General features: G+C 58.1%; 17 protein-coding genes and 2 tRNA genes. 10 read left to right on the top strand and 9 right to left on the bottom strand.

The window, feature by feature from the left end; translation table 11 throughout:
* Positions 1-146 precede the first annotated feature (146 nt).
* A complete protein-coding gene (locus IOD40_RS03235; RefSeq protein WP_198474302.1) occupies positions 147-1037 on the bottom strand; it encodes an N-formylglutamate amidohydrolase in 891 nt (296 codons plus the stop codon).
* Positions 1038-1226: 189 nt separating this feature from the next.
* Here IOD40_RS03235 and cpdR point away from each other — a divergent pair, with 189 nt between their 5' ends.
* From cpdR to IOD40_RS03220, 3 genes are all read left to right on the top strand, one after another.
* The gene (gene cpdR, locus IOD40_RS03230) at positions 1227-1589 is read left to right on the top strand and encodes a cell cycle two-component system response regulator CpdR (protein ID WP_198474300.1); all 363 of its coding nucleotides are present in this window, start codon (positions 1227-1229) and stop codon (positions 1587-1589) included.
* 75 nt (positions 1590-1664) lie between these two features.
* Positions 1665-1739, top strand: a tRNA-Val gene (locus IOD40_RS03225).
* 105 nt (positions 1740-1844) lie between these two features.
* Positions 1845-2849 (top strand): site-specific integrase, encoded by a 1005-nt coding sequence (locus IOD40_RS03220; protein ID WP_198474298.1) that lies wholly within the window; start codon positions 1845-1847, stop codon positions 2847-2849.
* Positions 2850-2960: 111 nt separating this feature from the next.
* Here the strand turns inward: IOD40_RS03220 and IOD40_RS03215 are convergent, their stop codons facing one another.
* On the bottom strand, positions 2961-4844 hold the full coding sequence (locus IOD40_RS03215; RefSeq protein WP_198474296.1) for a hypothetical protein: 1884 nt from the start codon (positions 4842-4844) through the stop codon (positions 2961-2963).
* 397 nt (positions 4845-5241) lie between these two features.
* A complete protein-coding gene (locus IOD40_RS03210; RefSeq protein WP_198474294.1) occupies positions 5242-5805 on the bottom strand; it encodes a recombinase family protein in 564 nt (187 codons plus the stop codon).
* 348 nt (positions 5806-6153) lie between these two features.
* Here IOD40_RS03210 and IOD40_RS03205 point away from each other — a divergent pair, with 348 nt between their 5' ends.
* Positions 6154-7179, top strand: a complete 1026-nt coding sequence (locus IOD40_RS03205; protein WP_198474292.1) for a tyrosine-type recombinase/integrase — start codon at positions 6154-6156, stop codon at positions 7177-7179.
* Positions 7180-7217: 38 nt separating this feature from the next.
* Here IOD40_RS03205 and IOD40_RS03200 read toward each other — a convergent pair whose 3' ends face one another.
* Positions 7218-8156, bottom strand: coding sequence for a DUF3387 domain-containing protein (locus tag IOD40_RS03200; protein WP_407649061.1), 939 nt, complete (start codon positions 8154-8156; stop codon positions 7218-7220).
* A 166-nt stretch (positions 8157-8322) separates the two neighbouring features.
* Between IOD40_RS03200 and IOD40_RS03195 the strand changes: the two genes are divergently transcribed.
* Both IOD40_RS03195 and IOD40_RS03190 read left to right on the top strand, forming a co-directional pair.
* Positions 8323-8397 (top strand) — tRNA-Val (locus IOD40_RS03195).
* 140 nt (positions 8398-8537) lie between these two features.
* Positions 8538-8849 (top strand): hypothetical protein, encoded by a 312-nt coding sequence (locus tag IOD40_RS03190; RefSeq protein ID WP_198474290.1) that lies wholly within the window; start codon positions 8538-8540, stop codon positions 8847-8849.
* Between the two features lie 56 nt (positions 8850-8905).
* Here the strand turns inward: IOD40_RS03190 and IOD40_RS03185 are convergent, their stop codons facing one another.
* Positions 8906-9811, bottom strand: a complete 906-nt coding sequence (locus IOD40_RS03185; protein ID WP_210336785.1) for a bifunctional 5,10-methylenetetrahydrofolate dehydrogenase/5,10-methenyltetrahydrofolate cyclohydrolase — start codon at positions 9809-9811, stop codon at positions 8906-8908.
* A gap of 186 nt (positions 9812-9997) precedes the next feature.
* Here IOD40_RS03185 and IOD40_RS03180 point away from each other — a divergent pair, with 186 nt between their 5' ends.
* Positions 9998-11167 carry a TMEM43 family protein gene (locus IOD40_RS03180; protein WP_198474288.1) on the top strand — a complete coding sequence of 390 codons (1170 nt, stop codon included), beginning with the start codon at positions 9998-10000 and terminating at the stop codon, positions 11165-11167.
* A gap of 73 nt (positions 11168-11240) precedes the next feature.
* Here the strand turns inward: IOD40_RS03180 and IOD40_RS03175 are convergent, their stop codons facing one another.
* The 3 genes from IOD40_RS03175 to IOD40_RS03165 form a co-directional block, all read right to left on the bottom strand.
* On the bottom strand, positions 11241-12413 hold the full coding sequence (locus IOD40_RS03175) for an iron-containing alcohol dehydrogenase (protein WP_198474286.1): 1173 nt from the start codon (positions 12411-12413) through the stop codon (positions 11241-11243).
* Between the two features lie 72 nt (positions 12414-12485).
* Positions 12486-13871: an aldehyde dehydrogenase family protein gene (locus IOD40_RS03170; RefSeq protein WP_198474284.1), complete on the bottom strand. Its 1386-nt coding sequence runs from the start codon at positions 13869-13871 to the stop codon at positions 12486-12488.
* A 27-nt stretch (positions 13872-13898) separates the two neighbouring features.
* Complete coding sequence (locus IOD40_RS03165; RefSeq protein WP_198474282.1) at positions 13899-15269, bottom strand: glutamine synthetase family protein; 1371 nt, start codon at positions 15267-15269, stop codon at positions 13899-13901.
* 172 nt (positions 15270-15441) lie between these two features.
* On the opposite strand from IOD40_RS03165, the gene IOD40_RS03160 reads away from it, so the two are divergent.
* From IOD40_RS03160 to IOD40_RS03150, 3 genes are all read left to right on the top strand, one after another.
* Positions 15442-16269, top strand: a complete 828-nt coding sequence (locus IOD40_RS03160) for a MurR/RpiR family transcriptional regulator (RefSeq protein WP_198474280.1) — start codon at positions 15442-15444, stop codon at positions 16267-16269.
* 181 nt (positions 16270-16450) lie between these two features.
* Positions 16451-17623 carry an efflux RND transporter periplasmic adaptor subunit gene (locus IOD40_RS03155; RefSeq protein ID WP_198474279.1) on the top strand — a complete coding sequence of 391 codons (1173 nt, stop codon included), beginning with the start codon at positions 16451-16453 and terminating at the stop codon, positions 17621-17623.
* A 15-nt stretch (positions 17624-17638) separates the two neighbouring features.
* Positions 17639-20755: an efflux RND transporter permease subunit gene (locus IOD40_RS03150; RefSeq protein ID WP_198474276.1), complete on the top strand. Its 3117-nt coding sequence runs from the start codon at positions 17639-17641 to the stop codon at positions 20753-20755.
* Positions 20756-20877: 122 nt separating this feature from the next.
* Here the strand turns inward: IOD40_RS03150 and IOD40_RS03145 are convergent.
* Positions 20878-21310 (bottom strand): transposase (locus tag IOD40_RS03145; protein WP_233713825.1); only part of this gene is annotated, 433 nt, incomplete at its 5' end.

Raw genomic sequence — 21310 nt, 5'->3', positions numbered from 1 at the left:
CTTGACTTTTGTGCCGCGCAGCATGATCCTGAAGAGGAACAGGGCGACCTGTTTATGCCCTTTATGGGCGTTTCCTCCCTAGACTTAGGCCGCGTTGCAAAAGCAATGCGGTCCTTTTTTTAGAAGCTGGGCAGCTGGTGGCGGAACTATTCGGCCGCGAGTGGCAATCCGTAAAGTTCATGATCCGGAACGGACATGATATCCGCGCTGAAGCGGTTGAGGTTCCTCACCAACTGGTCAAAGCCGGCCGTGCGCTCGAAGGCGATCTCGTTCATGTAGAGGCCGCGATTGATCTCAATCTGAAGCGCATGAAGGCCCTTGGCCGGGCGTCCGTAATGCTCGGTGATGAACCCGCCCGCATATGGCTTGTTATGCGCAACGCGGTAGCCCATGCCTGACAAAATCTCGATTGCCGCATGGGTGAGTGCCGGGGCACAGGCAACCCCAAACCTGTCCCCAACGATAAAGTCTGGCCGGATACCCCCATCAGGCACGCGCACACTGGCAGGCATCGAATGGCAATCGATGAGCACGGCGAAGCCGAACCGCGCATGCGTGGAAGCCAGCAACTGCTTCAGCTGGGTATGGTAGGGCTTGTAGACGCTCTCGATGCGTCCGATTGCCTCCGCGAGCGGCATCTTCCCCGAATAAATGTCCTGCCCCTCCCCTACCAGCCGGGGGATCGTGCCAAGCCCACCGACCACCCTTGCCGAGCGTGTATTGGCGTGACCTGGCAGTGTCTCATGGAACATCCGGGGGTCGAGTTCCCAGGGCTCCCGATTGGCGTCGAGCCAGGCACGCGGAAAGTTCGCTGCCAGCAGCGGCGCCCCAAGGCTCACAACACCCGCGAAAAGCTGGTCAACGAAGCAATCTTCTGAACGCCGTATCGCCATGGGATCCAATTTGCTCATGGCGAGAAAGCGCGGCGGATAATATCGTCCGCTGTGGGGGGAGTTGAACACGAACGGAACACGCTGTTCGGCAGGTGCCAACACCTCAAAGGGGGGGATCATGCCGAAATCGGTCGTCGCGTTCATGTTGCCGAGAATAACCTGGTTCTGAAACGAGCCTAAACCGTGCCATTCGCAACCGTTTTTGTCCAGATTCCGACGCGTCGCACCCCAGCCTGGACATTCACTTGATCTTTACAGAAGCGGCCTCATATACGCCTTTGATCTGGTGTTCGGCAGACGCTGAACGGGGACTGACTGATTCGGACGGGCTACATGGCAAGAATTTTGCTCGCGGAAGACGACGAGGATATGCGGCGCTTCCTGGTGAAGGCACTGGAACGAGCGGGCCACGATGTCATCGACTTCGACAATGGCGCGAGCGCGTATGAGCGACTGCGCGAGGAGCCATTCTCGCTGCTGCTGACCGACATCGTGATGCCTGAGATGGACGGGATTGAACTTGCCCGCCGCGCGACGGAAATCGACCCTGATCTGAAGGTGATGTTCATCACCGGCTTCGCGGCGGTTGCGCTGAACCCGGATTCGAAGGCTCCGCGCGACGCGAAGGTTCTCTCGAAGCCTTTCCACCTGCGTGAGCTTGTCACCGAGGTGGACAAGATGCTGCACGCGGCCTGAGTTCGAGGAGAGCACTTCAAGCGATTTCCACTATTGACGACGGCGTCCACCTGTGGTGTATGCGCCTCGTCGGATGGGCGTGTAGCTCAGCGGGAGAGCACTACGTTGACATCGTAGGGGTCACAGGTTCAATCCCTGTCACGCCCACCATCCTTCAAGCCTTTGAAACGAAATCGTTTTATCGCTTGAGAGTTCGCCGGAAAAATCGAGAGATTCAGCTGCTGGTCACACACTGGTCACAGCGAAGATTTTCTCATGGCGACAATCCGAAAACACCGAGACAAATATCAAGTTCAGATCAGACGTCAGGGCTTCCCCTCCGTCTCGCGAACGTTCCACAAACTCGCCGACGCGAAAGAGTGGGCTCGCCTGATGGAAACGAAGGCCGACCGACAGGAACTCGCTCCGTCGCGGAAGGAACTCGCTAGTGTATCCCTAGGCTCCGTCATCGATCGCTACATCGCAGAGGTACTTCCGCGTAAGAAGGGAGCCGATATCGAGCGCATCATACTGCGAGCGTTCCGCCGACACCGCATTTGCCGAAAGAGCCTTGCAGAGATCAACACAACCGACTTTGCGGAGTATCGCGACGAGCGCCTCAAGACGATCTCGGCGAAATCACTGAAGCGACAGCTATCTCCCGTTAGCAACATGTTCGAGGTCGCGAGGAACGAGTGGGGTCTTCCGCTACCTTCAAACCCCTTGACGACCCTCAGCCTCAAAGTCCGAGATAACAAGCGAACGCGTCGGCTTCGCGACGGGGAACTGGAGGCTCTCCAGAGTGCAGCAGCGCGTACCCGTAACCCTCTCGTCATGCCCTGCATCGTCTTCGCGCTGGAAACAGCAATGAGACGCGGAGAAATCTTGGCGCTGCGCTGGCAAGACATCGATCTCCCCAGATCCGCCCTGACCATCCACGAGTCGAAAAACGGCTATTCGAGGACTATCCCATTGACCACCAGGGCCATCGCGGTTCTCGACGAGGTCCGCCTCTTGGTAGACGGAGGGGTACGACAGCAGGTGTTCCCGATGTCTCCCATCGCGCTTCGGCTAGCGTGGGACCGCCTGACGACGAGAGCTGGCATCGATGACCTCAACTTCCATGATCTAAGACACGAAGCGATTTCTCGGTTCTTCGAACTGGGTCTGACCACCCCCGAAGTAGCGTCGATCAGTGGCCATAGAGACATGAGGATGCTCTTCAGATACGCACATGCCAGCCAAGCGAGACTGGCTGAGAAGCTGTCGCAAACCAGATGACCGACAAATGTGGGAGCTGAGGCACGCCCCAGTTCTCCCACAGTCGCCGATCCCTGATTGTTTGGTGGGCGTCTCCTCTCTGGTATAGGAGTTACCCACCATTCGCGATCTCTAGACCTTGACCAGACAGGTCTGAGCGCCTCGTCCACGTCCGTGATTGGTGCTCACAACCACTCCGAGGGCTGCCAGCTTACGCGTAACATGGTGGTCGCAATCACGCAGTACACGCCCAACCTCCTTCATCTTGTTGCTTGTCCACCCTAGGGCGTCCCGAATTTGAGACATAGCGTAAGAGCCGGGCTGCTGGTCCTGCATGAAGCGTATCAGCGGCTCATAACCTTCATGGCGACGAACGACCCCCTCCGCTCCATCAAGTACGAAGTCCCAGCCGACGACCGAGATATCGGGCATCTCAAGCCTGATATCCTCAAGCATATCCAAGCCTTCCCGTCCTTCCGGCAAGAGAAGATAGATGTCCGAAGTTGGGCAGTCTCCTTCTTGGTTCAACACCCTCCGGCAGCGAATTCGATTGACCGCTTGGATCAACGACACCGTCACCTGCTTTCGATCCAACGACTTTTGGATGTGCTGATACTGTCGCCAAGTCGGAGACTCGAACCACGAGTCATCCTCCGGTGGTCCTTGGAGCGCCATGAACGTTCGGAAGGCCCACACGTCACCGTGGTAAGGGAGGCCGAAGATGACAACAGTGTCGTAATCCTGCCAGTCGTTCTTCCCGTCTATCGCCCCCCAATGCGCCACGTCGTACCGGTGAAATGAAGGTGCTAACGTCCTCGCGAACGGCTCGAGATGCTTATGAGCGCAAAGGAGCACTGACAAGGAGGTACAGGAACGCTCGAGATGGGCGAAGAGCCGCGGCAATCGCTCCTTACCCTTCTTCTCCATACTCTCCTTACCTAGTCCACGGGCGTAGGCCACGTGTAGTCGGACATTTCTGTACGACCTTGCCCTTGACGGGAAGACTGGACGTTCGACAAGGTCACCAAGTAGCTCCCAAAGCATGTTCTGCGAAGCGGTTGCATCCAGCACCACTGGCCCGGGGAGATCCACGGGGATCAACAGTTCTGCGTGATTCAGCGTCCGCCAGTCACCAGACCGTCTGTAATATGCCCAACCACAAAGGATGCGGTCGCAGGACTGCAGTGTGTTAACGAACTGCTCACACAAGCACAGCCGCTCGCGTGGATCTGACCTATGCAAGATGTCGAGGTCGAGTGGCAGACGTCGGATCTCCTCGATCAAACTCCCCATCGACATACTACGCGGCCAATATATCTCTTCATCCGCGGGACGCTCCTTCCAGAGCATTCCTTCCTTTGCCCGACCGGCGAACTCCATGTAATCGAGCGTCGTCACCAGTCGCTCGAGCGCATTGATTTGCGTCATATGGCGTTGACGAAGCTCCTTGTCGCAAACAGCCAAAACCTTACGAATGTCCTGGGCATTCACCTCGTGATGCTCGACGATGTTGCCCAAAGCCTCATCGATGATCGTCAGGCAACGCTTGCCACCCAACCAATCGACATACTCAAACCATCGCTCGCTCGAACCTCGGTAGACGCCGCTAATTGCCGACTGATACGCCGAGTGAGTGATGACGAGGACATCCGCCAGCTGGCAGTCATTCGTATTGGTGCGATTTTCGCTGTGCCGTGCGACGGACACAGATTTCCCGACACGCGCGTTGATCGCAGCGACCAGTTCATCCGCTTGCTTGATCGTTCGCACAACCACCAGAATGCCGGTTCGAGCCAGCCTGTCGCTGCTAGCGTTTAGCGTAGCCATCTGTGCGGAATAGACGACGATGCTTTGTGTTTTCCCTGTCCCCGTAGCTGGTTCGAGTACTCGCCACTTGTTATCCTGGTTAAGGATCGCTTTGTTGAAGGTGTTGGCAACGATGCGCCACAGCTCACGAAGCGCCGGACTTGTTGCATTGCCGAGATTGACTGACCAATGCGCATCCATTTCGCGCACGAAGTCGTTTGGCTCCACGATATTACGCGTGACCATATTTCCTCACTGAGATTGAGTTCTGGAAAGCCGACTTGAAGACCGGCTGCGCGATACCGCATCGTGGCCTGATCGAAGGCGTACGAGCTAAGCGATATCTCTGTATGAGGCAGAAATTACATCACGCCGCAGGTCACGCTGGTCAAAGCCTAGGTAGCGGGTAGGCACCGAGAGTTCTTCCGAACGGTGCAGAACTTGTCAAAGCTACGCTTCACGCCCCGATTTGAGAGTGCCTCAACCACACTTAGCATCTGCGAGCGGGAGATGTCCGCTATGAGCGACTTCGCCTCAGCGAGTGTAATCAGTCGGGCACGGTGCAATATCCAGCACACGCGAGCTTTCGCGTCTGCTCGGTGACGAGCTAATTCGATTCTTTCAGGATCCTAAAGACACTGGATCTGCTTATGCCCAACTGGGCTGCTATCGCGTCAGCGGTGCCACCTTCTGACCTCAAGCGTCGGACTTCAGCTGCCCTCCGTCGCGCCGTGGGTGCTCTACCCTTGTACTTTCCATCTGCCTTCGCTTTAGCGATACCTTCGCGCTGCCGCTCCAACATCAGTTCGCGTTCGAATTCAGCGATCGAGCCCATTAGGTTGAGCATCAGTTTGCCAGTGGGCGTCGCAGTATCCAAGTTCAGTGCAAGGACGCGTAGTGCTACCCCTTTCTGCGAGAGGGTTCCGGTGATCTGCAGCAGATGCGTCATGGATCGGGCAAGCCGGTCCAGGCGTGTAACAACGAGAGTGTCTCCCTCCCTGACGTACTCCAGGGCGCGTTCCAATTCTCTACGACGAGTAGCAACAGACGAGACCTGCTCGCTGAAGACCTTTTGACAGCCAGCCGCCGTCAAGTCCCTCAACTGCTTCTCCAGTCCGGCAACCTGCTCCACAGTCGACGTCCGGGCATATCCAACCACCGCGCTAGGCAACTGCACTCTCCAACTCACATAGATCTAAGACTTAGTGAGACACCGAGTGCCAGAATGTCAATACCATTCGTGTGGCACTATTTTCCCGGAAGCCAGCGAGAGTCACATGGGCAGGGTCTATTGAGACGCGCGGATAAGTCCACGGTGTAGGAGAAGCGCTGACGAACCGCCTAGGGGGCACAGGGGGGGTTTTAGAACACTCACATCGAAGGAACCGCATCCAGAGGTTTTGCAAAAAATGTCGCCGGTATCGGAGAATCTCCAGTAACGCATTGATATTTAATATTTATTTCTGGGAAATCTTGATATCCTGAACCCTCGCACCGGCATCTGTGCAGGAGACAGCTCATGGCAAGACGACGGGGTGACCGTTGGCAAGCAGACGTAACCATTAACGGAAAGCGTGTCCGACGATCGTTTAAGACCGAGGATGAAGCCGTCGAGTTCGAGAAATTCCCGCTACTCGGCGATTTTATAATGTCCCGCCGTCTCGGCTCACGAGCGAGGCCACAGCGCACAAAATACTCCGTATCGCTGGAGTACATCGCTCAACGTCATTTCGATGCGATCTGGGGGGAGAACAGGGACACGAAATTCATCCGTGGGCGACTGGCTGTCATTTTCCGTATGTTCGGCGCGACCACCAGCGTAAAGCTAATCGACACACGCGCGGTCGATTACGCCATTGAACAATGGCTCAGCGAAGGCCTCGCGCCCAGTACAATCAACAATCGGCTGGCCGTACTCTCGAAACTTCTCAAGTACGCCAAACGCAAGGGTACAATCCGCGATCTACCGCACATCCAGCGCCGCAGGGTTAACAATCAGCTTGAGCGCGTCTGGTCTGAAAGCGATGAACGACAGGCTTTTGAATTTCTCGAGCAGTCCGGATTTATTGCGTCTCGAGAGGTCCTCCGGTTTCTCTTGTACACCGGAGCCAGGAAAGGCGAGGCTTACCTTCTCAAGAGGTCATCGGTGGTCGACGGTTGGATCAACTTTGAAGGCGACACCACAAAAAATGGAAAATCCCGACAAATCCCACTGGTCCCGCAAGCGCGAGAGGCTTGGGAGAAGCTCTGTAGTATGAGCGATCTGGAGCATCCGCTGGCAGTGGTTCCCATCAATCGGTTACGCTATCACTGGGAACAGCTGCGAGAACACTTCAGCGCCCAGCGCGACCGTGCCTTCGTGCCCCACATGCTGCGCCACACCTGCGCGACACGCTTGGTCGCTGGCGGTGTTCCCCTACCTCAAGTAATGAAATGGATGGGACATCGATCGATCCAGGTGACCATGCGATACGTTTACGTTGCACCGCGAGACCTAGAGTTCGCAGCTGATGTGCTGAGCAAACGGGTTACGATCACAAGGTAGTGGTCAGGATGTGAGACGCAGCGCCTACGACGTACAGGTTACGCACCGTGGTCGCTCCCTACGACCTCACGAAGCAGCACTTCGGCCTGAGCGAGGACCGTCTGCACGGCTTCCTGCTCCAGATCTGGTGGGTAGCCGTAGCGCTTGAGGATACGTTTGACGACGACCCGCATCTTCGCTCGTGCGCTGGCCTTATGGTGCCAATCCACAGTCGCGGAGCCTCGCATCTGCTCAACCAGCTCGTGCGCAATCACGCGGAGCTGCTCGCTGCCCATCGCTTCGACTGCACTTTGGTTGTCGGCCAACGCGTCATAGAAGGCGAGCTCTTCTTGGGAGAGCCCAAGTTCGTCGCCGCGAGCGACCGAGGCCTTGAGGTCCTGCGCCATACGGATCAGCTCGTGGATCATCTCGACCGTTGAAATGGCGTTGGCATGATATCGCGCCACAGCCTCTTCCAGCCTCTTTGAGAAGGCTTTCGTCTCAACGACGTTGGACTTTGACCGGCTGGCTATCTCGCCGTTCAGCAGCTTCCTGAGGGCCTCCAGAGCAAGGTTCTTGCGTTCCATCTGCTGGACTTCGGCCAAAAACTCGTCCGACAGGATCGATAGGTCCGGCGACTGGATCCCGGCAGCCTTGAGGATGTCGACGATCTCGGTATTCGCTACCGCTCGGTTCAGCAGTTGCTCCACGGCGAACGACTTCGCCCTGTCCGAGAGCTTGCCCGTGCCGCTTGTCTTGCTCAGCGCAGCACGCACTGTCTGGAAGAAACCAACCTCATCGATGATCGCTCTCGCTTCATCGCTGGCAGACGCGAGCGCGAAGGCTTTGCTCAGCTCGAGCACGGCGTCCTGATACCGACGCAACTCAAGCCTTGTAAAGCCGATGTCGCCCCCTCTTGGCCACTTGGGTTGGAGGCCGATCGATCCCCCGAGATAGCTCGGCGCGTGATCGCTTTGAGGCAACCGAAAACTCGGCACCGCACAAGACGTTAGGTCACAACGCTGGTCACACTCTGGTCACAGCTGGGTCACACTGGATTACCGCGAGAAAAGCAAACTTAGCGCTTGCGCTTCCGAACCGAATGAACTAGATGACGCCCAAGCAGTTGATATCTCTGACTTTTGAGAACGACAGCGAACGGATGGGCGTGTAGCTCAGCGGGAGAGCACTACGTTGACATCGTAGGGGTCACAGGTTCAATCCCTGTCACGCCCACCATTCCACCCCGGAATGCGTCCCTACCCAGATCTTTCAATCATCTTGAATTGAACTGCATACGCTTAACCGGCCGATTGCAGGAACATGCTTGCACATGGCGCGTTTGCCGCAGAGTTCACTCTTGCAATGGAGGGCACGCCATGGCCACGACAATCCTCACCGACAAAGAATCGATCCGTGACTGGGCGGCGGCTCGCATGGGCTTCCCGGTCGTTGTCGACACGTCGGTCGAATCAGGCATTCAGCCGATGCTGAGAATCGTCTTCGATCAAGCCGCCTATCAGGACCAGGACATGGCAGAGCGTCCGCAAAATGCTGGCGGCTATGAACACGTGGAATGGGATGACTGGATGAAGATCTTCGACGAGGGCAAGCTGGCGCTTCTTGTTAATGAAGACGTCCCTGGACGTCGCGACAGCTTTTACGAACTGATCCGCCGCGACGAAGAATAAAGAGACCGTGATGCAGAGCGACTCGTCCGACGACGTGTCGCCCGCATCTCTCGAATTCAGGAAATCCAGCCGGCGTCTTTTTGGCGCCTGTAGGCGACCATCGAGTTCCGCATCAACATGGCAACGGTTACCGGCCCAACGCCTCCCGGGACGGGCGTTATCCAGCCTGCCACCTCTTTAACGGCATCGGTGTCGACATCGCCGACGATCCGCACGGTTCCATCCTCATCCGTGATCTGGTTGATACCGATATCGATGACAGCGGCACCCGGCTTGATCATATCCGGGCCGATCAGATGCGCCTTGCCGACCGCTACGACGACTGCATCGGCACGACGTGAATGCATAGCGACCGAGCGCGTCATGTGATGACAAACCGTAACAGTCGCGCCTTCCGCGGTCAGCATCAGCGCCGCCGGCTTTCCGACGATCTCGGAGTGGCCAATCATCACGACCTCAAGACCCTTCAGGTCCAGCCCGGTGGAGCGCAGCATCTCGACCGAGGCGGCTGCCGTGCACGGCGCCAGGGCGATATCGCTATAGACGATGTTGCCGATCGACGCCGGGTTCATTCCCTCAACGTCCTTGAGAGGATGAATGGCTGACTGGAGCGAACGCACATTGATGTGAGCCGGAACCGGTCGCTGCAGGATTATGCCAAGAACATCCTTGCTGTCGTTCAGTGCCTGAATCCTCTTCTTGCACTCCTCCTGCGTGATCTCGGCTGGCCATACCTGCTGATCGAACGGGATGCCGACCTTCGCGGCGGCCCTCGCCTGATTTCGCACGTAGACCGCAACTTCCGGCGTTGGCCCGATGCAAACCGATACGAGTTTACCTACAGGCGGGCTTGCGGTCGCTACTTCTTCTGCCACTTCCGCGAGAATGCGCGCCTGAACAGCCTTGCCCTCTATGAGGCGGTGGTCTCGAACCTTTGATTCCGCCGAAATTGTATCTGACAAGTACAGTCTCCTTCCCCTACATTATGATGCGTACAGCCTTGCCGCTGACTCTCGCCACTCTATCCAACGATAGCGGCGAATAGCCAGAGGTGTATACAATTCAATGACCCCTATTGCGACGACCTTCTTCCCCGTGAAACTTCGTCTATAGATTGCCGGGTCGCATTGCGACCAGTCGGGGGAGCTATGACTTATCAGGAAGTAACGTCCGTATCGTGGTTCGGACGCATCAAGAACTCGGTGGTGGGCGTGCTGGTTGGCATCGTCCTGATCCTCGCAATGATCATCCTGTTGTTCTGGAATGAAGGCAGGGCCGTCACCACGGCCCGGTCGCTGGAAGAAGGCGCGGGGATCGTCGTTTCCGTCAGCGCTGGCCAGATCGATCCGGCGAACGAGGATGCGCTTGTCCATGTGACCGGAATGGTGACCACGAACGACATGCCGTCAGACCCCGATTTCGGAATCATGGTCAACGCATTGCAACTTCTGCGACAGGTCGAGATGTACCAATGGGTAGAGGAAAGCAGAAGCGAGACGACGAAGAACCTCGGCGGCAGCGAAGACACCGTTACAACCTACACCTACTCCAGGCGCTGGTCGGAGCAGGAGCATGAATCATCCGAGTTCAGGCATCCTGACGGACGCGAAAATCCTCCGATGGAACTTAGGAGAGGCTACTTCCCGGTAGAAGACGCGTCGATTGGTGAATTCCAGCTGAGCAGCACCGTGATCGCTATGATCGACAATCAGGAACCGCTTCGGCTGGGCCGCGAAAACGCGGAGGCCATTCAGGACGTAGTGGGCAGATCCCACCGCGTGCACATCATCGACGGCAACATCTATCTCGGAGACGATCCACACAATCCGCAGGTAGGCGACTACCGCATCAGCTACAAAATCGTGCCGATCGGTGCCGCGAGCGTCATTGGCCAACAGGCTGGCGCCGGCATCGTCAACTATCAGACCAACGCTGGCGACCGACTGCTGCTCGTCACCCATGGCATTGCATCCGCATCAGACATGTTCGCTGATGCAGCCCAGTCAAACGCGATGCTCACCTGGATCCTTCGCGCGGTCGCAGTGTTCATGCTGGTCATCGGATTCGCAATGATAATGGGGCCGCTCGGCGTTATCGCCGATATCGTGCCCATACTCGGTTCCATCGTGCGGTTCGGGAGCGGCATCGTCGCCATAATCTTCGGAATCATGACCGGCACATTGACGATAGCCGTCGCATGGTTCTGGTACCGACCGCTGACTTCGCTCATCGTCATTGCGGTGGGGTTCGGCATTTCCTGGCTGCTAACCCAGCGCGCCAAGAAAAACGCAAGTCAGGCCTCGGCCTCGATAGCTTGATCCAGAAACAAAAGAAAAGGCGGGCGTACCACTAAAGGTACGCCCGCCTTTTTTCACGGAATGGAAGAACTTCTCAGAGCTCGCCAGTCATGGCTTGCCTGTATAGTGCCAGCGCTGCTTCCTTCGTCAGCTTCACCGGATTTCCGCCTGCGGTCGGATCAACGATCGCCATCTCCGCCATCAGGTCGAAGCGAGCATCATCCGGCGCGAAATCCTTGATGAACTCCGGCAGCGTGTGCGGAACATTCAGGTCCTTGCGCATTTTCAGGATCGCAGCAGCAAAGCCGTCAAAGCCGTTCTCAATGCCTAGATAGGCGGCGAGACGGTTGATGCGGTCTTCAATTGCCGAGCGATTGAAAGCCAGCACGTAGGGCATGAAGACAGCATTCGTCATGCCGTGATGGGTGTCATAAAGCGCGCCAATCGGGTGCGAGAGCGAATGGATCGCACCAAGCCCCTTCTGGAAAGCAGTGGCGCCCATTGCCGCCGCAGACATCATGTGCGCGCGTGCTTCCAAGTCGTTGCCATTGGCTGCAGCCTTCGGAAGGTTCTCGAACACAAGGCGGATGCCTTCAAGCGCAATCCCATCTGCCATCGGGTGATAGCCGGGAGCGCAATAGGCTTCGAGACAGTGCGCCAGCGCATCCATACCTGTGCCGATGGTGATGAACGGCGGCATGCCGGCCGTCAGCTCCGGATCAGCAATGACGATTGCCGGCAGCATCTTCGGATGGAAGATCACCTTCTTGGTGTGGCTCTCTTCATGTGTCAGGACGCCGGCGCGGCCAACTTCCGACCCGGTTCCCGCTGTTGTCGGTACGGCAATGATCGGCGCAATCTTCGACGCGTCAGCGCGGGTGTACCAATCACCGATATCTTCGAAATCCCAAACCGGACGGCTTTGATGCGCCTGGAAGGCAATTAGTTTGCCAAGATCAAGCGCCGAGCCACCACCAAAGGCGATAACGCCATCATGATGACCGCTCTTGAAGACCTCGATGCCGTCGTAAAGGTTTGACTCAACCGGGTTCGGCTTAACATCCGAAAACACGCCATGTGGCACGCCGGCTTCAACCAGAAGCTTCAGGGTCGAAGAAACGACGGGAAGTTTCGCCAGGCCAGGGTCGGTGACGAAGAGCGGGTTGGAGATGCCGACTTCCTTCAAGACTTCGGGCAGTTCCTTGATGCGGCCTGCACCGAAACGAACCGTGGTCGGATAATTCCACTTGGAAACGAGATTGCTCATGTCAGCCTTTCCAGAGCAATTCCTGAGACGGGCGGAGACTGGCGCATCAGGAATTGCGTTGTAGATTTGAATTCAGATCGCTTCACGCAAGTGATAGCTCTTCGGTCGCGTCAGGTTCTGGTAACCGACAACGCCCATTGCACCGCCCTTGCCGGTGTCCTTGACGCCCGTCCAGACGAGGCCCGGATCGACGTAGTCACAGCGGTTCATGAAGACGGTGCCGGTCTCGATGCGATCGCCCAGCGCGGCAGCGTGGTCGGTATCCGTCGTCCAGACAGACGCGGTCAGGCCGTAGGGGCTGTCATTCATCAGCGCGAGAGCTTCTTCATCGTTTCGCACCTTCATGATGCCGACGATCGGGCCGAAGGATTCTTCGCGCATGACGCTCATCTGGTGATCAACGTTGGTCAGGACCTCCGGCGCAATGTAGGGCGAGCCAGCGACATCGTTCTCGACCTTCATATTGATATGCGCGGTTGCACCCTTGCGCAGCGCCTCAGCTTTTTGCTCGCGGATGAAATCGGCAAAGCGCGCCTGCGCCATCGGGCCCATCGTGGTCGACGGGTCGAGCGGATTGCCGACAACGTAGTTCTTCGTTTCCGCGACGAACCCTTCAACGAATTCGTCATAAACCTTCTCGTGCACATAGACGCGCTCAATGCCGCAGCAGCACTGGCCGGTGTTGTAGAAGGCGCCGTCAACGAGATTGGCGATCGCATGATCAAGCTTCGCATCGGGCAGAACATAGGCCGGATCCTTGCCGCCTAGTTCGAGGCCGAGTGACGTGAACGTCCCCGCCGCAGCCCTTTCAATCGCGCGGCCGCCAGCTACCGATCCGGTGAAGTTGCAATGGTCGACCCTGCCTGAAGCGAGAAGCTTCTCCGTCTGACCGTGGCTCATCACGAGGTTTTGGAAGAGACCCTTCGGAAGCCCCGCCTTGTCAAAGGCCTGCTGGAAACGCTCGCCGACCAGCAGCGTCTGCGCTGCATGCTTCAGGATGACTGCATTTCCCGCCATCAGCGCGGGCACAACCGAGTTCACGGTCGTCAGGTAAGGGTAGTTCCACGGGGCAATCGTGAAGACGATGCCGAGCGGAGCGCGCTTGAGATAGCGGCGGAAGCCGGGACGATCGTCGGGGATGTAGGGTGCCAGCGCCTTCTCGGCGATTTCCACCATGTAACGCGTTCGTTCCTCGACGCCGCCCTTTTCGCCGCCATACCGGACGGGTCGGCCCATCTGCCAGGCGATTTCCGGAACGATGTCATCGTTCATCGCCAGCAAAGCCTCAAGGAACGAAAGCAAATATTTTCCGCGCTCGGCGATCGATACCTGCGACCACTCAGCCTGTGCAGCGCGTGCGCGCGAGACCGCCGATTCAATCGCCGCATCCTCGGCAACCGCACGCTCAATATAAATCGAGCCGTCCACCGGAGATTTGAGTTTGACCATCTCGGTCATGGGATACCTCGTGAGTAAGTCGGAGTTCTAGTATCGTTCGAAGCCGCGATGCAGTTCCCAATCGGTCACGCGACGATCGTATTCCATCTGCTCCCAGCGCGCCGTGTGCACATAGTGCTCGACCACATCATCGCCAAAAGTCTCGCGCAGCATCTTCGAATTATCCAACGCGACGATGGCATCGCGCAAGGTTCGCGGCACATCCGGCAATTCGCTTGCTGAATAGGCGTCCCCCACAAAAGGCTCCTCCAGCGTCAGCTTCTCGTCGATGCCAGCAAGGCCGGCGGCGATCAACGCCGCGAATGCCAGATAGGGATTGATGTCAGCCCCGCCGATGCGGCACTCCATGCGAATACCCTTTGTCCCCATGCCGCAGAGGCGGAACCCGGCGGTACGATTGTCTTCGCTCCACATGATCTTGGTGGGCGCGAAAGTTCCTGCCTGGAAGCGCTTGTACGAGTTGATGTAAGGCGCCAGGAACCAGGTGTAGTCCTTGGCATACTTCAACTGACCTGCGGCCCATTGCTGGCCCAGCTCACTCAGCGTCCACTTTGCGTTCTTGTCGAAGAAGAGGGGGGTCTTGCCATCCGCGCTCCATAGTGAGTTGTGGATGTGGCTGGAGCTTCCCGCAAGATCGTAGCTGTACTTGGCCATGAAGGTGATCGCCTTGCCTTCGGCATGCGCAATTTCCTTGGCACCGTTTTTCAGAACGACGTGGCGATCAGCCATCTCGAGCGCTTCGGCGTAGCGAACGTTAATTTCTTCCTGGCCGGGACCCCATTCACCCTTGGAGTTCTCGATCGGGATACCCGCTGCGTCCATTTCATTGCGCAGGCGGCGCATGAAATACTCTTCCTTGGTCGTCAGGCCGATCAGGTAATCCTCAATGTAAGGAGATGCCGTCGCGAGATTTCGGAAACCCTTGGCACGGGCAGAGTCAAAGCTCTCGTCCAGAAGGTAAAATTCCAGCTCCGACGCGAAATAAGCGAGGTATCCGCGCTCCTGCAATCGAGCGATCTGCCGGCGCAGGATGCCACGCGGCGAATGCGGTAGATCCTCGTGATTTTCGTGGTCCTGAATATCGCAGAGGATCAGCGCGGTCTTTTCAAGCCATGGCAATACGCGGATGGTGCCCAGATCCGGCTTCAGCACGAAATCGCCGTAGCCCTTCGACCAACTTGCTGCCTTGTAGCCCGGGACAGGCTCCATATCGATGTCGTCGGCGAGCAGATAGCTACAAGCGTGCGTCTCGTCATATGCTGACTCGACGAAGAACCTCGCCAAGAATCTCTTGCCGATGAGGCGGCCCTGCATGTCCACCCCGGCGACCAGCACCGTATCGACCCGATCTTCCCCAACAAGCTGCTTCAACTGGTCGAACGAAATATTGCCTGTCATCATCTACTCCGCGTGTTCCCTTTCCGGCCCGAGCCTGCCCGGCTACTTTTCGACCGTCAGCCATCTTCGAAAATCTGTAATGAATATTACGAGATCGACTAGATTGCGCTGTTCTGGATGATTTCATACACTTCCAACAACTTTGTCAAACCGGTTATCGAAAGCCTTTCCAATGAATATCGGCGTCGCCGAACTGATTGCCGAACGTATCGACAGCCTGCCAGCTGGTGAACGCCGCGCTGCCCAGGTTCTGATTGCCAATTACCCCGTCACGGGCCTGAAGACAGTCGCCGAATTCTCTGCCCAGGCAGGTGTATCTCCCCCAACTATTCTTCGTTTCGTAGCACGGCTCGGATTTCACAACTATGCCGACTTTCAGGCAAGGCTTCAGGATGAATTGGCAGCTCAGCTGCAATCGCCTTTGTCGCGCGCAACCCAGCCGAACCTTGGCGCCAAGGCTCCGCCTTTCCTCTCGGCTGCGATCCAGAACTTGCACGAGACCTACCGCCATCTCTCCGAAGCGCAGCTCACGGCAATTGTGCGCACCCTCAGCAACACGAAGGGGAAAGTGTTTCTAATCGGAGGAAGGTTTACCGATCCGATCGCCGCCTACATGGCGGCGCATATGGCCATAATCAGACCCGGGGTGCTTCGTCTTTCCGGTCAGGAGAGCAATTGGCGCGACCGCCTGCTCGACATGGGCAAAAGCGACGTCGTCATCATTTTCGATATTCGCAGATATCAGGATAGCCTCCTTCGCCTCGCCGAAGCCGCTCACAAGCGTGGCTCGCAGGTCGTCCTGTTCACGGACCAGTGGCTCTCGCCGATCACCCGCTTTTCCAGGCATGTGATTGCGGGCCGCACTGCGGTCCCTTCTGCCTGGGATTCTAGCGCCTCCCTGTTTGTCGTTGCAGAGATGTTGATTGCAGAACTAACGCGCGCGCTTGATGATGAGAGTGCGCACCGGATCCGCGAGATGGAAAAGCTTCGGGGCAGCTGATCCCGCGCGAGGTCAACTTACCGATATTTAATGAACTTTCGGATGCATTGGCGTCGAAGTGTTGGCATAACATTCCGTGCGGGTAATGCGCTGCACGCAAAAGGCGCACCGCGTTGCCCAAATTCGCTCGTCGGATGGTCGCCAATTTCAGTTTGGGACCAAGCCAAGCCCGGAGTATTGCATGTCGTTCTGGAAGCAACTGGCATCAGCGCTGATCATTCTCGCCGTTGCAGCAGGATTGTGGGTAAAGTTTTTCCCGGGCTCAAACGAAGTTTTGGCGCGTTGGGGGCTGGACTGGATAGTGCCTGACCCAGCCGTTGCAACCAGCGCCCCCTCGGGCACGCCCGGTCCCGCAGGCGGCTTCGGCCAGCCAGCATTGGTGATCGCATCGCAAATTGAAACCTCGACAATCAATGACCGTCTTGTTGCCATTGGCACCGGCAAGGCGCTGAACTCAGTTTCGGTCACGCCATTTTCTTCGGGCCGCCTCACTGAATTTCTGGTCCAGTCCGGATCACAGGTAGAAGCTGGCGACGTGATCGCGAGGCTCGACAGCGAGGTTGAGGAAATTGCCGTTGAGCGGGCTCGCCTCGCTCTTGACGATGCCGAGGCACGGCTTAACCGGGTGCGCTCGCTGCGATCATCAAACACAGCAACGGCGGTTCAGGTTACCGATGCCGAGCGGGACGTGAACAATGCGCGTCTCGCCCTGCAGGATGCAGAAGTGACACTTCGCCGCCGCTCGATCACCGCGCCGATTTCCGGCACCGTCGGAATTCTACCGGTCTCGGCTGGCAATTACGTCGCAACACAGACCGTCATCGCAACCATTGAAGATCGCTCGCAGCTTGTGGTCGACTTCTGGGTGCCAGAGCGTTTTGCCGGAATGATCTCTATCGGCCAGTCGGTGACAGCCTCGTCACTGGCGCGTGCTGGCGAGGCTTATGAGGGCACCATTTCCGCACTCGACAATCAGGTTGATCCGCAAAGCCGCACGCTTCACGTTCAGGCGCGGCTGCCTAACGAGGAGGACAGGCTGTCCGCAGGCATGTCCTTCGAAGTCTCCATGCGCTTTCCCGGCGATACTTACCCGTCCGTTGACCCTCTTGCGATCCAGTGGGGAACCGAGGGAGCATTCATCTGGGTTCTTGATGATGAGCGAAAGGCAAAGCGGGTCAACGTCAAGATCGTCCAGCGAAACACCGAAAACGTTCTGATCACCGGCGATATTGGCGAGGCGGAGCGCGTCGTCACGCAGGGAATACACTCGGTTCGCGAGGGAGCGACCGTGCGCATCGTTGGAGACCCGCAGGAAAGTCGGCCGCAGGCCGCACTTTCTACAACCAATTCGTAAGCTGGAGGTCAGGATATGAACCGTATCACCTCCGCTGAAGGCGGCATGACCGCACTTTTCGTTCGCCGCCCTGTTCTGGCGTTCGTCCTCAATACGCTGATAGCAGTTGCCGGACTTGCCGCGCTTTACGCTGTTGAAGTGCGCGAGCTGCCGGATGTCGACCGCCCAGTCATCACCGTCAACACGACCTACACCGGCGCTTCCGCTGAATCGATCGACCGCGAGATCACTGCGGAAATTGAAGGCGCGGTTGCCCGGGTTTCCGGCGTTAAGGCGATCTCTTCTTCATCGTCTTTCGGGCGCAGCCGGATCACTGTCGAATTCAAAGATGGCGTCGATCTCGACACCGCTGCATCCGACATGCGCGACGCTGTCAGCCAGGTCCAGAACCGCCTGCCTGACGATGCCGAAATTCCGCGGGTCGTGAAAGCCGACGCAGATTCCCAAGCCGTCGTCCGCCTTGCGATCACCTCCAACTCGATGAGCGTCCACGACATGACGATCCTCGTCGAGGACCAGATTGTCGATTCCTTCTCGTCGATTGACGGCGTCGCCGACGTGCAGGTCTATGGCGGTCGAGACAAGATTTTTCGCGTAGATATCGACCAGTCCCGCCTTGCAAGCCTTGGTTTGACGGTCGCGGATATCCGCAACGCGCTCGCCACGATCTCCTTCGACACGCCAGCGGGGTCGCTGACGAGCAATACCCAGGATCTGATCGTTCGCGCGACAGCACCGGTTACCACACCGGATGATTTCGAGAATATCATCATCAACGGCAAGACGCGCCTGCGGGACGTCGCAACGGTGACTCTTGGCGGGGACATCGGTGAATCGCAGCTGCGTGCCAACGGCCGCACCGGCATTGGCATGGGCATCATCCGCCAGGCTCAGTCAAACACGCTCCAGATATCGGCGGACGTTCACGAAACCGTCGAACGCATCCGGCCGACCCTGCCCGAGGGCGTCGACATCTTCATCACCGGCGACGAAGCCGTTTTCATCAACGGCGCGATCCACGAGGTGGAGATTGCGCTTGGCATCTCGGTCACGGTCGTCCTGCTGATCATTTTCCTCTTCCTTCTGGATATAAGGGCGACCCTGATCCCAAGCTTCGCGCTTCCCATCGCGCTGATCGGGTCGGTGGCCTTCGTCTGGATGGCGGGCTTTTCGATGAACATCCTGACGCTGCTTGCCTTCGTGCTGGCGGCTGGTCTGGTGGTCGATGACGCCATCGTCGTTCTCGAGAACATCGTGCGCCGTCGCAACGAAGGACTTGGGCCACGGGCAGCGGCGGTTCTGGGCACGCAAGAAGTGTTCTTCGCGGTGGTCGCGACCACCGCAACTCTTGTCGCGGTCTTTGTTCCGCTCTCCTTCCTGCCCGGGCAGACTGGCGGCCTGTTCCGCGAGTTCGGCTTTGTTCTTGCAGTTTCGGTGATCTTGTCGGCCGTGGTCGCGCTCTCGCTGTGCCCGATGCTGGCCTCCCGCATGCTCGGCGCGAATGTCGAACATTCTCACACCGGCATCATTGGGAAGATCGGCGGGGCGCTTGGCTCGTTCTACCGCAAGACGCTGCGCGCTTCCCTGAACGCACCGTCCATCGTGATCCTCGTCGCGGTGCTGTTCTCTGCCCTTGCAATTGCGCTGTTCCCCACCATCCGTTCGGAATTGACGCCAGAGGAAGATCGCTCGTCCGCTTTCTTGCGCGTCAGCGCACCGCAGGGCGTCTCGCTCGACTACTTTGCCCAGCAGATGCGGGAGATTGAAGCGCTTATCCAGCCATTGCGGGATTCTGGCGAGATTGCCTCGACCTTTGCGATCGCCGGCAGTGGCGGACAGAATTCCGGCTTCATGGTCATGACCCTGGCTCCTTGGGAGGAGCGCACGCGCAGCCAGCAGCAAATTCTCGCAGATATCAGCAAGCGCGTGGAAAACCTTCCGGCCGTGCGCGCCTTTGCATTCCAGCCCAATAGCCTTGGCATTCGCGGAGCCGGGAGCGGCCTGCAATTTGCAATCGTCGGCAATAATTATGCGGACCTGACACGCGCTGCGCAAAACATCGTTGAAGATCTGAGAGATGATGCGCGCTTCCGGCAGCCTCGCCTGACGCAGGAAACGACACAGCCGCAGCTTTCTGTTCAGATCAACCGCGAACGCGCTTCGGATATGGGTATCCCGATCAACGGTCTCGACGCCGCGATCCAGGCCATGCTCGACGGGCGGGAAATCGGCTCGGTCTTCATCGATGATCGCTCCTATGACGTGAAGCTCCTGTCGACAACGAACCCGATCAACGATCCAACTGATCTCGAAAACATCTTCCTGCGCGCCCAAGATGGTCGTTTCGTGCCGATGTCGACGATCGCAACGTTGACCGAACAAGCCGTCGCCCCGTCGCTCGCCCGCGAGCAGCAGATGCGCTCGGTCGCCGTCACGACCGCGCTTGCGCCGGAAGTTGCCCTGGGCACCGCCTATGACGCGGTTCTGGACATCGCAGAACCCCATCTCCCGGACGGGAGCCGTATCATTCCGCTGGCAGAGGCTGCGACGCTGGGCGAGACACAGGGCAGCATGACGACCGTGTTCGGCTTTGCGATCGTCATCATCCTTCTGGTCCTCGCCGCGCAGTTTGAGAGCTTCGTGTCGGCGGCCATCATCATGGCAACCGTACCGCTTGGCCTCGCATGCGCCGTCTTCGCGCTACTCCTGACGGGCACCAGCCTCAACGTCTACAGCCAGATCGGTCTTGTCCTTCTCGTTGGCATCATGGCGAAGAACGGTATCCTCATCGTCGAGTTCGCCAATCAGCTGCGAGATCGCGGCATGAATGTGCGCGATGCGATCGAGGAAGCGTCGAACATTCGCTTGCGTCCGGTCGTGATGACGATGCTCTGCACGATCGTCGGCGGCCTGCCGCTGGTCCTGGCAAGTGGAGCGGGTGCAGAAGCACGCGTTTCGCTCGGCTGGGTCATCGTCGGCGGCCTTGGCCTCTCGACCATCTCGACCCTTTACCTGACACCCGTGGTCTATCTTCTGCTCGGCCGCTTCGTCACCCCGAAAGTCGAAGAAGAAAAGCGCCTCGTGCGCGAACTGGAAGAAGCTCACCGCATCGCAGCGCAACCGGCGGAGTAAAGGGTCAACAGCCCCCTCCGTCGCTTTGCGACACCTCCCCCGCAGGCGGGGAGGATAAGGGAACGTAGCGCTCGGCGCTCCGATCCTCCCCCGCCTGTGGGGGGGAGCGACTGTGTTGGGGGTCAAGCTGTTTTCCATGGTTTGCTGTCCCGGAGCATGGCGTTGAGGATGGTGACGAGTTTGCGCATGGCAGCTACCAGCGCGACGAGTTTGGGCTTGCCGGCAGCGACCAGCCGATCGCGAAATTCCTTGAGTTGAGGGTTGTGTCGGACGGCGCTGAGGGCGGCCATGAAGAGGCTCGCTCGCACCCCGCTTCGCCCGCCGCCAATGAAGCTTTTGCCGCGCCATTTGCCTGACTGGCGCGTGAACGGCGCAAGTCCGACCAGCGCCGTGATCTGACGCCGGTCAAGCTGCCCAAGTTCTGGAAGCTCGGCCAGGAGCGTGCGTGCGGTCACGGTGCCCACGCCCGGCATGGAGGTGAGCAACTGTCGGCGCACCAGCCAGATCGGTGATTTGCGGATGTGGCCGTCCATCTCGTCATCGAGGCTGGCAAGT

Origin of the sequence: Aquamicrobium zhengzhouense, from assembly GCF_016124105.1 — a bacterium.
Lineage (GTDB): Bacteria > Pseudomonadota > Alphaproteobacteria > Rhizobiales > Rhizobiaceae > Aerobium > Aerobium zhengzhouense.
This window is presented reverse-complemented; position numbering and strand designations above follow the sequence as displayed.

Excerpts from the sequence above, each read along its gene's own strand:
- IOD40_RS03155 (WP_198474279.1), top strand. The coding sequence starts at position 16,451 with ATGTCGTTCTGGAAGCAACTGGCATCAGCGCTGATCATTCTCGCCGTT.
- IOD40_RS03175 (WP_198474286.1), bottom strand. The coding sequence starts at position 12,413 with ATGAGCAATCTCGTTTCCAAGTGGAATTATCCGACCACGGTTCGTTTC.
- IOD40_RS03235 (WP_198474302.1), bottom strand. The coding sequence starts at position 1,037 with ATGAACGCGACGACCGATTTCGGCATGATCCCCCCCTTTGAGGTGTTG.
- IOD40_RS03150 (WP_198474276.1), top strand. The coding sequence starts at position 17,639 with ATGAACCGTATCACCTCCGCTGAAGGCGGCATGACCGCACTTTTCGTT.
- cpdR (WP_198474300.1), top strand. The coding sequence starts at position 1,227 with ATGGCAAGAATTTTGCTCGCGGAAGACGACGAGGATATGCGGCGCTTC.
- IOD40_RS03160 (WP_198474280.1), top strand. The coding sequence starts at position 15,442 with ATGAATATCGGCGTCGCCGAACTGATTGCCGAACGTATCGACAGCCTG.
- IOD40_RS03165 (WP_198474282.1), bottom strand. The coding sequence starts at position 15,269 with ATGACAGGCAATATTTCGTTCGACCAGTTGAAGCAGCTTGTTGGGGAA.
- IOD40_RS03180 (WP_198474288.1), top strand. The coding sequence starts at position 9,998 with ATGACTTATCAGGAAGTAACGTCCGTATCGTGGTTCGGACGCATCAAG.
- IOD40_RS03220 (WP_198474298.1), top strand. The coding sequence starts at position 1,845 with ATGGCGACAATCCGAAAACACCGAGACAAATATCAAGTTCAGATCAGA.
- IOD40_RS03170 (WP_198474284.1), bottom strand. The coding sequence starts at position 13,871 with ATGACCGAGATGGTCAAACTCAAATCTCCGGTGGACGGCTCGATTTAT.
- IOD40_RS03190 (WP_198474290.1), top strand. The coding sequence starts at position 8,538 with ATGGCCACGACAATCCTCACCGACAAAGAATCGATCCGTGACTGGGCG.
- IOD40_RS03205 (WP_198474292.1), top strand. The coding sequence starts at position 6,154 with ATGGCAAGACGACGGGGTGACCGTTGGCAAGCAGACGTAACCATTAAC.